The sequence below is a fragment of the Paenibacillus sp. FSL P4-0184 genome (assembly GCF_038004625.1).
In the GTDB taxonomy this organism is placed as follows: domain Bacteria; phylum Bacillota; class Bacilli; order Paenibacillales; family Paenibacillaceae; genus Paenibacillus_AQ.
This window is the reverse complement of record NZ_JBBORN010000001.1, coordinates 4315206-4328950: the sequence shown is the minus strand read 5'-3', so window position 1 is coordinate 4328950 and position 13745 is coordinate 4315206. Positions and strand designations below refer to the sequence as shown.

General features: G+C 44.2%; 10 protein-coding genes. 2 read left to right on the top strand and 8 right to left on the bottom strand.

The window, feature by feature from the left end; all coding sequences use genetic code 11:
• The first annotated feature begins 3 nt into the window (after positions 1–3).
• Positions 4–750 (top strand): RluA family pseudouridine synthase, encoded by a 747-nt coding sequence (locus MKY52_RS18970; RefSeq protein ID WP_341052805.1) that lies wholly within the window; start codon positions 4–6, stop codon positions 748–750.
• Between the two features lie 43 nt (positions 751–793).
• On the opposite strand, the gene MKY52_RS18965 is transcribed toward MKY52_RS18970, so the two are convergent.
• The 8 genes from MKY52_RS18965 to MKY52_RS18930 form a co-directional block, all read right to left on the bottom strand.
• Positions 794–1225 (bottom strand): MarR family winged helix-turn-helix transcriptional regulator, encoded by a 432-nt coding sequence (locus MKY52_RS18965; protein ID WP_076284605.1) that lies wholly within the window; start codon positions 1223–1225, stop codon positions 794–796.
• Between the two features lie 204 nt (positions 1226–1429).
• Positions 1430–3871 carry a DNA gyrase subunit A gene (gyrA, locus tag MKY52_RS18960; RefSeq protein ID WP_042190043.1) on the bottom strand — a complete coding sequence of 814 codons (2442 nt, stop codon included), beginning with the start codon at positions 3869–3871 and terminating at the stop codon, positions 1430–1432.
• A gap of 254 nt (positions 3872–4125) precedes the next feature.
• On the bottom strand, positions 4126–6108 hold the full coding sequence (gene parE, locus MKY52_RS18955; protein ID WP_042190046.1) for a DNA topoisomerase IV subunit B: 1983 nt from the start codon (positions 6106–6108) through the stop codon (positions 4126–4128).
• A gap of 168 nt (positions 6109–6276) precedes the next feature.
• On the bottom strand, positions 6277–7266 hold the full coding sequence (locus tag MKY52_RS18950) for an ABC transporter permease (RefSeq protein WP_042190048.1): 990 nt from the start codon (positions 7264–7266) through the stop codon (positions 6277–6279).
• Entirely contained in the window at positions 7259–8239 is a 981-nt protein-coding gene (locus tag MKY52_RS18945) for an ABC transporter ATP-binding protein (RefSeq protein WP_341052804.1), read from the bottom strand. Before MKY52_RS18945 ends, MKY52_RS18950 begins: the two co-directional genes overlap by 8 nt.
• A gap of 108 nt (positions 8240–8347) precedes the next feature.
• Positions 8348–9184, bottom strand: coding sequence for a GDSL-type esterase/lipase family protein (locus MKY52_RS18940; RefSeq protein ID WP_341053459.1), 837 nt, complete (start codon positions 9182–9184; stop codon positions 8348–8350).
• 248 nt (positions 9185–9432) lie between these two features.
• On the bottom strand, positions 9433–10188 hold the full coding sequence (locus MKY52_RS18935; protein ID WP_341052803.1) for a CAP domain-containing protein: 756 nt from the start codon (positions 10186–10188) through the stop codon (positions 9433–9435).
• A gap of 258 nt (positions 10189–10446) precedes the next feature.
• A complete protein-coding gene (locus MKY52_RS18930; protein ID WP_341052801.1) occupies positions 10447–12411 on the bottom strand; it encodes a WG repeat-containing protein in 1965 nt (654 codons plus the stop codon).
• Positions 12412–12648: 237 nt separating this feature from the next.
• On the opposite strand from MKY52_RS18930, the gene MKY52_RS18925 reads away from it, so the two are divergent.
• Positions 12649–12918, top strand: coding sequence for a hypothetical protein (locus MKY52_RS18925; RefSeq protein ID WP_341052799.1), 270 nt, complete (start codon positions 12649–12651; stop codon positions 12916–12918).
• The last annotated feature ends 827 nt before the right edge of the window (positions 12919–13745 follow it).

Here is a 13745-nt window from a genome sequence, read left to right as displayed (position 1 = left end):
GCCATGACACAGCATTTATCTGGCAGCAACGAGCCGCTAGACGGAATGTCGAAGCGCTTTGAAGTGTTATACGAAGATAATCATCTTCTAGGCATAGTGAAGCCCGTGAATATTCCTGTTCAGGAGGATGCTACTGGAGATCCTGATCTGCTCAACCTGCTCAAAGAAAATGTGAAGGAACGCTTTAACAAGCCTGGCAACGTCTATATGGGGCTAGTCCACCGCCTGGATCGTCCGGTTGGGGGTGCAATGATCTTTGCCAAGACATCAAAAGCAGCCTCAAGACTATCCGAGTGTGTCAGAACTCACAGCTTTCATAAGGTGTACTTAACGGTCGTGCACGGAAAACCACCAGCATCTCATGGCCGTCTTACCGATACGCTGCTTAAAGACGCCAAGAGCAATACCGTCACTGTAGTCCGGGAAGGAACACCCGGCGGTAAGGAAGCCATTCTGGATTACACAGTACTTGGCAGCGCTGAGGGTTACAGCCTGCTCAAGATCGATTTACTTACCGGTCGTTCACATCAAATTCGAGTGCAGCTTAGCTCCATCGGCTGCCCCTTATACGGTGATCAGAAGTATGGGGCTTCGGTGAACAGACCTGGACAGCAAATTGCACTGTGGTCTGCACTTGTAGGCTTTCCCCACCCTGTTACTAAAGAAGAAGTAGAACTTATTTCCCTGCCCCCGCAAACCCATCCTTGGGATTTATGGTCCAAGGAATTACAAAAGAAGGCTATCCGTTAATGGATGGCCTTCTTTTTTTGAAATAAAGTGTTGTTGTATATATTCATGGTGTAGAACCTTCCGGTGCAGTTGTAACAACCATTTTGCCCATTAAATAGAGTAGTAGCTGTTGGTTATGAGAGGATATCGGATCAAGCGCTTCTGCAAAAAAATCACTGCGGATCTTCAAACCACGTACAGTCTCCTGCGTTCCAATTTCCGTTATACTCACCCATACAATACGGCGATCCGCAGCATCTCTCTCCCGAATGATAAGCCCATTTTTCTCCATCCGATCAAGTAACATAGTAACCGCTGCAGGACTGGTCGCCAGATGTGGAGCCAGATCAGAAGGCTTCATGGCATCACGTTCCTGAAGCAGTTCAAGTACTGTGAGTTGGGCATCCGTTAGCGATGGGGCAAGATTACTGTCCATATGTAGTTTGTAATCTTTTAAAATTTTATGCCAAATTTTACTGAATTCAGAAGCGTGCACACTGATTCCTTCCTTTCCTTGCGGTTCTATCCGGTATAACTACATTTTCGCGAAACAAATTCCATTTCCTGCAAAAGAAGAAAAATAAATCTTCTAAACTGATAAGCGGGAAAATTAAAAAAAGGCACTTAGTCAGTTCTCAAGAAGAATTGACTAAGTACCTTGATAAGATATTTTAATAAATCTGTTTATTACTAGTTTGTTTTACTTAACTGCTGGGAAAAGATTAACAATCTCATCCTTTTTCTCCACAGGAACAATCTGTTTGCCTGTAGAACGACGCTCTCCAAGTGGTGCAGATTCAGAAGAGAATGTATGATGTGCATTCTCCCGTGTAATTGCATTAAGTTCCAGCGGTTCTCTGCAATAGAAAGCCCCTGCTAATTTACTGCCATTTGGTCGTACTCGCTTGCCTTCCTTAAATTCAAAGGTTGGCATCCCTTTGCCACCGCGGCTTTGAGATGGATAATCCACTAGTAATGAACGTTTCGCATATCCGATATCGGAGATAGAAAGGATCTCACCTTCATCTTCACTGACCCAGAAGCAAGAAATCACCTCATCGCCCTCACGAAGCTGAATGCCTCTTACACCGGATGCAACACGGCCCATAGGATTAACTTCATTCTCATGGAATCTAATACTCATTCCTTCACGAGTCACGAGTACAATGTCCTTGTCATTCGTACTAGTAGCCACTGTAATGATCTCATCACCGTCTGCTACCTTACAGGCTGCTACGGCTCCAGAGCGGCTTGTAGAGTATTCCTTGAGCTCTGTACGCTTAACCTGACCTCTGCGGGTGATAAACACGAGGCTTTGCTGTGGATCATCAAGATTATTGACCGGAATCACGCTAATGATCCCATCCCCTTTAGACAATCCGATAACGTTAACAATCGCAGTACCTGGTTCTTTCCATTTAAACTCTGGAATCTGGTGAACCGGAAGTAAGAAGTACTGCCCCTTGCGCGTAAATACCAGCAGACTGTCACGGGTATTCACATCGAGCAGCTTAACGATATGATCGCCTTCTTTAACGCCTGATGTATGACGTTCCCCACCAGAGCGGGTAAAGGAAAGCATACTTGTACGCTTAATATAACCGTCTGCGGAAAGTGCTACTAGCACATCCTCTGCGTTAACCAGCGCTTCAAGGCTAACCTTAAGCTCCTCCACTTCGCCTTGGATCAGCGAACGGCGATCGATCCCGTATTTGTCGCGGATCTCCAGCAATTCCTTACGGATTACAGCTACGAGCTTCTTGTCACTTTCCAAAATGCCACGCAGATGTGTAATCTTTGCCATCATTTCATCCAATTCTTTTTGGAGTGAAGTAATCTCCAAATTCGTCAGACGATACAATTGTAAGGTAAGAATAGAATCCGCTTGACGTTCACTGAACCCGAACATCCACACGAGATTGTTCTGAGCATCCTGACGGTTCTTCGATGCTTTGATGGCAGCGATGACCTCATCCAGAATATTCAGCGCCTTAACCAAGCCCTCTAAGACATGAGCACGGTCTTCTGCGCGTTCCAGATCAAATTGGGTGCGATGAGTCACTACTTCACGCTGATGCGCGATATAAGCCTCCAGGATGGCTTTAAGACCAAGCTGTTGCGGAGCCTTGTTGACAATCGCCACCATATTGAAGTTATAGGTGATTTGAAGATCGGTTTTTTTGAGCAGATACGCCAAAACGCCTTGGGCATCCGCTTCTTTCTTCAGTTCAACTACAATCCGAAGTCCTTCTCGTCCACTCTCATCACGAACTTCAGCAATGCCATCGATTTTCTTCTCTAATCGAATATTCTCCATGGAGGTAACTAGTCGTGATTTTACAATCTGGAATGGAACTTCCGTAATCACGATTTGTTGCTTGCCTCCACGCATATTTTCAATCTCAGTCTTGGAGCGTAAATAAATACGGCCTTTACCAGTGCGGTAAGCATCCATGATGCCGTCTCCGCCCATAATAGTGCCGCCTGTAGGGAAATCCGGACCTTTCATAAAGGTCATGATATCTTCAAGTTCAATATCCGGCTTCTGCATCACTGCGATACAAGCATCAATAACCTCACGTAGGTTATGTGGCGGAATCTCAGTGGCAAAGCCTGCGGAAATCCCACTCGTGCCGTTTACGAGTAGATTCGGATACCGGGAAGGAACAACCACAGGCTCTTTGGCTGTATTGTCAAAGTTGTCCTTAAACAGCACCGTCCGCTTCTCGATATCACGCATCATCTCCATTGCAATCGGAGATAAGCGTGCTTCTGTATAACGCATTGCCGCAGCTGGGTCATCGTCCATCGAGCCCCAGTTGCCATGACCGTCAACGAGAACATGCCCCATCTTCCATGGCTGTGCCATACGAACCATACCGTCGTAAATCGAGGAGTCACCATGTGGATGGTAATTACCCATTACATCCCCGACGGTTTTGGCTGATTTGCGGTACGGCTTGTCAGGCGTGTTGCCAGAATCGTACATCGCATAAAGAATACGGCGTTGTACAGGCTTAAGTCCATCGCGGACATCGGGAATCGCCCGGTCCTGAATAATATATTTGGAATACCGACCAAAGCGGTCACCGACGACCTCTTCCAGAAAAGCCGGCAAAAATTGTTCTGATAAACTACTCACTTGGCTCACCTTCTGTTCCTCAATCTGTCCACTTTCTTAAAGATTGGTGATATTCTTTCACTTCGCTTTGCGGATCATTCTTCCGGTCGCTGTTGTTTCCAGATTTTTTGATTATACCGCTGTTAGCGGATAAAATCCGGAAACAAAGGCGAACGCTAACGCTCCTCCAGAACGATTCCGCCACTCCGTTTGCCTATCACCAAAAAATTAAAAACAGTGGAAGTATTCGTCACTTGCAGCACTACTAACTGCAACTACTCTACAATTTCAGTGAAATCGACATTTTCAACAATCCAGCGTTTACGTGGATCGACTTTATCACCCATCAGTGTAGAAACTCGACGCTCAGCCTTAGCAGCATCCTCAATCTGCACCTGAAGCAGTGTACGCGATTCTGGATTCATCGTTGTTTCCCACAGCTGATCAGGGTTCATCTCACCCAATCCTTTATAACGCTGAAGCTCGAAGTTTTTGCCGAATTCCTTTAAGTAATTTTGCAGTTCTTCATCACTCCATGCATACCTTACGGTTTCCAGCTTGCCCGTTTTGCGGGTCAGCTTATAAAGCGGAGGCTGAGCGATAAAAACCTTTCCGGCATCTATTAACGGCTTCATATAACGATAGAAAAATGTCAGCAGCAGCACCTGAATATGCGCTCCATCTGTATCCGCATCGGTCATAATGATAATTTTGGAATAATTGCTGTCTTCGACGGTAAAATCCGGACCAATTCCTGCACCAATCGTGGAAATGATCGCTTTATATTCATCGTTCTTCAGGATATCCAGCAGCTTGGCTTTTTCCGGATTCATCGGTTTCCCTTTTAGCGGCAAGATCGCCTGAATCTTTGAATCACGGCCTTGCTTCGCTGATCCACCAGCTGAATCACCTTCTACGATAAACAGCTCAGTTCGTGTAACGTCCTTAGACTGCGCAGGTGATAATTTTCCGCCAAGATTCGAGCTCTCGCTACGTTTCTTACCTGTACGGATCTCATCGCGGGCTTTGCGAGCTGCTTCCCGAGCCTTCGAGGCCTGAATTGATTTTTTCAGAAGGCTCTGTGCTACCTGTGGGTTTTCTTCCAGGAAACGAGCCATATTCTCAGATACGATATAGTCTACTGCACTACGAGCAGAAGCACTACCAAGCTGATCCTTCGTCTGTCCAACAAATTCAACCTCGGACATTTTGACACTAATGACAGCCATCATACCTTCGCGCAAATCATTTCCTTCTAAATTCTTATCCTTTTCTTTAAGCAGCTGTGTACGTCGGGCATAATCATTCAACACACGAGTATACGCGGTCTTAAAGCCTGTCTCATGAGTACCGCCGCTACGAGTAGGAATGGAGTTAACGAAGGAAGCCAAGGTTTCTGTATAGCCTCCATTGTACTGAAGGGCTACTTCCACTTCGATATCGTCCTTTTCAGCGCTGAAGTGAATAACATCATGTAGAACATCCTTGCCCTCATTCAAGAACTGTACGAATTGGCTTGCTCCACCCTCGTAAAAGAACTCGTCCTGACGATTGCTCCGCTCATCATGCAGCGTAATACGCAGACCGGAATTCAGAAAGGCAATCTCCTGTACTCGCTCTGCCAGCGTATCATAATTCAGGGCAATTCCATTTGGAAAGACGCGAATATCCGGTTTAAAAGTAATTTTCGAACCGGTTTTGTTGGTGTTGCCCAGAATTTCAAGGCCCGTTACTGGTTCGCCAACATGCTCTTTCCCCTTCTTGTCCACCCAATATTCAAAACGTTGACGATGGATTTTGCCTTCACGATAAATCTCTACTTCAAGCCATTCAGACAAAGCATTCGTTACTGAAGCCCCTACGCCATGCAAACCGCCTGATTTCTTGTAACCAGATCCACCGAATTTACCGCCTGCATGCAAAATTGTAAATACAACTTGCGGCGTTGGCACTCCTGTCTTATGCATTCCAGTTGGAATCCCACGACCGTTGTCCGTTACCGTTACTGAGCCATCTTTGCGAAGCAGTAAGTCAATCTTCGTACAATACTTGGCTAAATGCTCATCCACAGCATTATCTACAATTTCCCATACTAGATGATGTAGTCCCGAAGAACTTGTACTGCCGATATACATGCCAGGTCGTTTGCGTACTGCAACCAGACCTTCGAGCACTTGAATGTCGTCAGCATCGTATCCAGTACGGCTATTCTCGCCGTTATTAGAAACTTCAGCAAACATATCGATCTGTTCGAGCATTCATGCTCCTCCTTCTTTTCTCTATACTCAAGCATTAACGCCTTCGGCGTCCTTATAAAGACGGTAAGCCTTTAAGCGAGAAATATAAGACATACAGTATAAGTGCAAAACTTATACTTTCTTATATCTCTAGAAATGCAAACAAACGTTTTCGTCACTTTGTACATTCTAATTCAAAATATCCCTTTTCGTAAAGACGGCGAATGAAATGATCACCGAAGCAGCCCCCCATACAGCCAGTACAGCCATGGAAAATGACAAGGACATCCCCTCTATGGGTGCGGGAGTTCCTGACAAATAACCGGTCAGTCCAAGATTTACCATAAATAAATATTTCGCAGTTGTCCAGGCTGAGGCCATATTAGTCAGAATATTTCCAGCGATCAGCGCTGCCATCATGACCACTATACTAGCAGCAGTGCTCCTTACAAGTACAGAGATCATAAAAGCAAGCAGGGCAACTACGACACTTACGAACCAGACCAATCCACCTTGCATAAGCATATATTTCCACTGTGGTACTGCATGCACAGTAGACATATCCACTGAGTCTCCACTGATCTTAAAGCCTGTAAAGACAGGGATATTAAAGCCCTTATATCCAAAAGCAAGACCAGAGATAAGGTAGCTGATCACAAAGGTGGAAAGCACAATAAGCGAGACAAACATAAGCAGAGCCGCTAATTTGCTAAACAAAACTTTCCAACGCTTAACTGGCCTTGTCAGCAGCATTTTGATCGTCCCTGTAGTTCGCTCCGCAGAAACTAAATCCGAGGCTACCGCCATAATGAGCAGCGGAATAAATAAAGTAACGGAATTATCCATAAACTCACGGGTAAAGGTAACGCCACTTGGCTCGTTCGGATTCACATCATGGTGAAGGTAGTACTGAAGCTGCTGTACAAATATTCGCCGATAAGTCTTCCATTCCTCTGGAATTCGGTCGCTACCCAAAGAATTTTGATTATCAATGATCTGCTGCTGGATCTCCAGGCGCCAATCAGAGTTGAATTTATCTCGGCTACGCTCAGCTGAGCGCATTTGAGCGTAGGTGAACATAGGCACCAGTACAATCAGAATCAGCAGTATAACATAAAACCGTTTCTTTTTTATGATTTTTAAACATTCATTACGGATTAGCGGAAGCATATTATTCAACGTTCTCACCCTCCGTTAGTTTCAAGAATAGCTGTTCCAGTGTCGGATTGATTTTATGCACAGCCCTAACTTCGATTTCAGCAGTCACCATAACAGCCACAATCTCGGGGATCAAATCCTGCTCCATAATTGTGATTAAAGAATTCGGGCCCATACCTGCAATTATTGAATCATCCAAGGTAACGTCTTCCAGATTCTGAATCTGAATATCTGGGCGATCAGCCAGTAATGCCCTAGCTACAGTAAAAGGCTCCAGCTCCCAAAGTACATACGGAGAATTTCGAGCGATCAGCTCATCTACCGCACCCACTGCAAGTACTCGCCCTTTACTAATAATCGCAACACGGTCGCAGAGAAGCTGGATTTCACTAAGTAAATGACTCGATACAAATACCGCTAAACCCTCATCTGCTAGTTTGCGTATAAATTCTCGCAGCTCCTTAATTCCCTTTGGATCTAAGCCATTTGTAGGCTCGTCCAGAATAAGCAGACGCGGACGTCCCAGAAGAGCCTGCGCTATACCAAGTCGTTGTCTCATCCCAAGCGAATATGTACTTACCTTATCATGGATTCGTTGATCCAACCGAACGATATCTACGACTTCACTAATACGTGCATTATCTATACCTGGCTGCATTCGGGCAAAATGCTGTAAATTCTCCCATCCCGTCAAATAGGTATATACCTCAGGATTCTCAACGATAGAGCCGACAAATTGCAACGCTTTTTCCGGATTTCGGTTCACATTGTAACCACATACCGTAATCTTGCCCTCGCTTGGACGAATCAAATCGACAAGCATTCGAATCGTAGTTGTCTTCCCAGCTCCATTGGGTCCGAGGAAGCCAAAAATTTCTCCTTCTCTCACATCAAACGTAACATCATCTATAATCCACTTTCGCCCTATTTTTTTCCGTACCCCGTCTACAGACAAGACGACCGGGCTGAATTCTCCACTGTTCGCTTTTGTCATATTCTCCTTAGCTCCTTGTTACTGTCATTTCCTCAGCTAGTACTTGCTCAAAGGATATTTTATCTAATACAAATCATCATTCTTAGAAAGCTGGCTCTCACTTCTGTTCTAGTGTATAGCCTGAATGAATCGCTCTCCAATTCGTTGATAGCCATCCCCATTCGGATGAAAATGATCCGTTGATAAGTATTTGTCCAAATGCTTGTTAAACAAGTCGAAGGTTGGAACCAATGTCATATTGCTGTGCTTATTAATAATATCCATTGCCGCATTATTCCACTTCGCAACCGCCTGATTACCTGGTACAAGTAGATCTGGTATATCACCAAAGGGATTGTATAACCCCATATAATAAATTTGAGCATTTGGATTGATTTCCGTGATTTTCTCCAGAATCTTACCTAATCTTTCTACTGCTTCCGGAAGGGCTGCTAGCAAAGACTCTGGAGTCAGCTCTTGATCAGTCGTGGATTCACTTTGAAGTGCGCCACTATTCTGCAAAATATTGGAGTCCTTGAATAAATCATTCCCTCCGATCGAGAGCAGAATGACATTCGCCATATGCAGCGCGTAATCTATACCATCTTCATCCAGCTTGCTTTGCAGTCCAGCAGTTGTTAAACCATTAATTCCCATATTACCCAGTAAATCAACTTCGACACCTTTAGCGGATAAACCACTAACCGTACGCTTAACAAATCCTTCTCCGGTGTTATCACCAGTTCCCTTGGTTAGCGAATCTCCGAGAGCAACAACTTTGAGCTTCTTAACCGTCTCCGTCACTGGAGCGGCTGTTTGCTGAGGTAAGTTGGTCCCTGACGCTTCTCCAACCGGATAGATGATGTCTCTGACCGCATAAACTAAACCTACAATTAGAATTATTGTTGTTACTATGGAAATCAGGCTGACCGTGCGCCATGTCCACTTTGAATCATTCAAAGCCATCCCTCCGTGTGCCGTTCTATTATGTATTGTTCCACATTTTACAAAGATCTTAACTATGTACATAAACATAAATCTTCCATACCGGTTTTGCAAATGTCTAAAATAGAAATAAATCCAGCTAATCCGCTTATTTAACCCGAATCTGAATACGAAAATTCTCAAAAAAATTTAGCGATTAAAGTTTGGGTACAAAAAAACGTTCCCCGATTTTCATCGGAGAACGTTTGATTCCAGCAACATTTTTTTAATTATTTACCAATGAATTCTTGAACCCAGTAGTTATTGTCATACCCTACACCGATATAATTGAAATTAGCATTCAAAATATTAGCTTTGTGACCAGGACTATTCATCCATGCTTTCATTACTTCTTCTGGTGTTTTTTGGCCCATAGCGATGTTCTCGCCTGCAGCGTTATAAGTGATCCCAAAGGATTTCATCATATCGAATGGTGAACCATACGTAGGTGAAGTATGTGAAAAATAGTTATTAGTACGCATATCCGTAGCTTTTGTAGCTGCTACTTTATGAAGGCTGTCCAACCCAGAAACAGGCTTCAAACCAGCTGCTGCACGCTCTTTATTTACCAGTGTTACGATCTGTTGAACATAAGTTCCTTTATTGCTCACAGCACCTGTATTTGTTGTAGTATCAGTTGGTTTAGTTACAGGTTTAGTTACAGTGGTCGTATCCGAAGGCTTAGTTACAGGCTTAGTTACAGTAGTTGTATCCGAAGGCTTAGTAACCGGAGTTCCGGTAGATGTATCTTTATTTGGAACCGTTCCTGTTTGAGGCTTGGACACCACGATTGTGCTATTAAAAATAGGGAATCCCTGTAGGTTAGCTTGTTTTAAATATTGTAAAACCTGCTCATAGCTAGTACCTGATTTAATTACTGTTACTTCAGTTGAGGCCGCATTCGCTTCGAGTGGAAGAGAAATACTAAGTGCCATAACAGCTGCTACACTACCACCAATAATTGCTCTTAATCTCTTGTTCTTCATTCTGCCATCTCCTCTTTCTTGTGTGTAATATATGTTCCTGCTTAGAGTGACCAGCTACAAATGTTACAAAGTTGTAATTTGTTCCTCAGTCATTGTAGCATAAATCTATCAGCTGTGCTCTTCTAATTTTTAACATTTACTAGTCTTGATTGTAAGTTTCCTGAGCATGAATTGCATTCGATATTGGCGTTAAAAAGCAAAAAAAGTCGCCATTCTCGAGAGAATAGCAACTTCTGTGTGCTAATAGATAATAAGTAACTAGTGAAACGATTGCCAAAATTCTCCCTCAGTAGAGATAAGTCCCATAATTTCTGCATAAGGAATACGGAAAGTAGGAAAACCCGCAGAATAAGGAGCAATCTCATAAGGTGCGAAATAAAGATATAACGCTTCATTATCTACAAAGAAAGGCTGATCTGAGGAAATTCCTTTATACGTATCCGGAAAAACATAGGAGTACTCAGGATCGTTCTCAATCTGCTTACCTACGATTTTACTGAGCTTCTCCACGTATCTACTTCCTGGCTTAAACAAATCACCTAGCTTATAGAACCTTCCGTTACGTACATTAGTATGTGTATAGATTTTGGTAGGCATGCCGTGGGCTGCTCCAAAAGGATAACGGTAACCCGTTAACTCCAGCACTAGAAGGTTTTTGCGGAAAAAGGACACTGAAAAATCACCATTATAACTGAAATCCTGTGTTGCTCCATTACTACCTGGGTCTTCGACTAGCGAAAGCTTCCGTAATTTATCATTAACCTCTCTAGAAACTTCAGCGCTTGCAATTCCTTCAACAACCGGATAGTAAACCAGATAATCCCTGTTCGGTTTATACTTCTTCTCGACTACTGAATATGGAGGTCTCAGTGGGATGACTCCATTTTGCCTCCAAATCTGCTTCCCTTGACGATCATAATATGCTGTACGTTGATCTATATCTGCTCTAATTAGGCGTCCACTGAGGGTAAGTGTTCCCGCCCCTTGAATAACTGGAGGCTGAGCTGCTCTTTTTCCAGTTCGATCTATAAAAAAAGTCTCCTTAGCATCATATACAGATGCCAGTCCGTCCTGATAATTATTCACACCAAGCAGGGTATGATTGCTCAGAATTGCTCCTGTCTCTGCATCAGCGATAATGTAACGTGAGCCTCGATAAGGTTGACTAGGGAATATTGGTGTTCCTATAGCTGCTCTACCTTCACCAAGCTGCAGAACTTCATAATATTTCGCGGGGATAATCATTTTTCCTTGTTTATCAATCAGCCCGTAGGCGTTGCCATAGTTCTCAGCGGTATTCACCACTGCACGCCCCTCCGAGAAAGGTAAGGCAGAAGTAAATTGTGGCTGAATAGCTACTGTTCCATCCGTGTTTAAATAGCCGTACTTACCGTTCTCAGTCGCTTGATAGGAGAGCAGCCCATCACCCGGACTCCCTACGAATGGATGATTGTACGTATAGAGAATCTTCCCTTCAGGATCAATGAGTGCGTACTCTCCCTCTTTAATCTTGACCAAAGCCACACCATTCATGAAATCATTGGCGTCCACATAAATTGCAGGCAAAACCTCTTTGCCTTGCGCATCTACATACCCATATAGTGATGGACCACCCGTTGTATTTTGTTTCGAAAATAATGCAAGTCCCTCATGCAATGAGTTTAGATAATCATAACGGGCTGGAGTCACCTCTTTACCTTTTTCATCGATAAATGTATACCCTTTCGCATCTGATACTACTGCGCGTCCTTCCGAAAAAGGGGCAATAAACGAGTAAATGGGCTTCACCCGCTCCCTTCCAGAGCTGTCGATCAGTCCGCTACTGTTTTTTCGTTGTACAATTGCTAGCCCGTTCTTCTGAAAATCCTCAGCATATTCGTATCTAGGTTCAATTTGAGCACGACCTTCGTCGTTAATATATCCCCAGAGCATACCCTCTTTAAGATTAAAAGGCGCCGGATGTAGCCCAGTATTCCTTAATTCGTCATCAACCCACTCCGGTAATACATACGGCGTCTCATAAGGCTTATTAGAGTAGTCTACACGATATAATCCCGCCTCTGCCGGGATCGTAACGAACAGCTCCTCTTCTGTGCGTATGAAATCTTCTTCTTGCTGCGTAATATATTCGTTCCAGCCAATGCCGTCCCATCTCCATACATCCGCTTGCAATGGACCATTGTCATTCCCTTTCCCCAGCTCATTCAATCTAATCCTTAACATCGAGTCGCTCCCCTTTAACAAAGGCATTTGCCTATAGAATATGGGAGAAAGTTGGTTTATGTGATTTTGATCTTTGAGGTGTGGGAGGAAGGTTAGGGTGTGTAATAGGTGGGGCGTGAGGGAGAACGTGACGGCGAGACTGAAAGCTGTACAATTGGTGAGGCGGGGCTTGCGTGAGCGGACTAACGGGCGGAGGGACTGGGTGGAGCACGCCTGGAGCGAGGAGTAACGTAGGATGTGCAGAGTAAGTATGTGGGTGGGTTTGATTTTGTGCGAGATGTGCTGAGTGAGCACGGAAGTGCGATTGATGTGATGATGAGGTATGTGCTGAGCGGTCGCTCCACGAACGGAATGTTGCTCCCATCGCTGCTGTCTCCAAATTTCTTGATTTGTACCTCAGTTTCGGATGAAATTCGGAGACAAAGGCGAACGCTACCGCTTGTACGCAATCATTCCGTTCTCTCCGCTGCTATCAGCGTGTTTCGCCAACACTATCTCACTATGTAGCTCGTTTCTATCGATTCAAGGCAGTTACACCTCCTGTTCTTCCACAGTAGCTCGTTTCGGCTATTTCTGGGGCATTTATACCCCTTATTCTTCCACTATGGCTCTTTTCCGCTATTTCTGGGGCATTTATACCCCTTATTCTTCCACTATGGCTCTTTTCCGCTATTTCTGGGGTATTTATACCCTTTATTCTTCCACTTTGGCTCTTTTCCGCTATTTCTGGGGTATTTATGCCCTTGTTTCTTCATGCATCCGCTTCAAATAACTCAACTCCGCCGATTCTACAGGATTATTACCGTTCTTTTACCACCTGTAGCTCAATTCAGCCGATTCTACGGGATTTTTACCGTTCTTTTACCACCTGTAGCTCATTTCCGCCGATTCTACGGGATTTTTACCGTTCTTTTACCACTTGTAGCTCATTTCAGCTGATTCTACGGGATTTATACCGTTCATTTGCCACATTTCAAACAAAAACAAGTGAAGTGTCTTCATGTAATATAAGTGGGCTTAGACGTGGCTAAATCGCTATAGGGTTACTGGCGGCAGTAGGAGAAGGTGTTCGCACGATATTGTTGTAGCGGTATTGGATATAGTGATGTTGGTTGTGACAGTGTTAGTTGTTTGTTTTACCTGCTACTTTTTCGAAGCGAAGCCATCGAAAAAGGCATGCCAAAAAGCGTTTGCGATAACTAGCAAACGCTTTTTCTGCCCTACCCAGCGAGGTGATATAGGTAACGGAGCTAACGCAGTATCAATCAAGGAATCTGAGAACAACAGCGATCGTAAGCCCAATATTCCCCGGAGTTATCCCTTAATCACTACGC

Coding starts and splice junctions, on each gene's coding strand:
- MKY52_RS18930 (WP_341052801.1), bottom strand. CDS start 12,411: ATGTTAAGGATTAGATTGAATGAGCTGGGGAAAGGGAATGACAATGGT.
- MKY52_RS18945 (WP_341052804.1), bottom strand. CDS start 8,239: ATGACAAAAGCGAACAGTGGAGAATTCAGCCCGGTCGTCTTGTCTGTA.
- parE (WP_042190046.1), bottom strand. CDS start 6,108: ATGCTCGAACAGATCGATATGTTTGCTGAAGTTTCTAATAACGGCGAG.
- MKY52_RS18935 (WP_341052803.1), bottom strand. CDS start 10,188: ATGAAGAACAAGAGATTAAGAGCAATTATTGGTGGTAGTGTAGCAGCT.
- MKY52_RS18970 (WP_341052805.1), top strand. CDS start 4: ATGACACAGCATTTATCTGGCAGCAACGAGCCGCTAGACGGAATGTCG.
- MKY52_RS18940 (WP_341053459.1), bottom strand. CDS start 9,184: ATGGCTTTGAATGATTCAAAGTGGACATGGCGCACGGTCAGCCTGATT.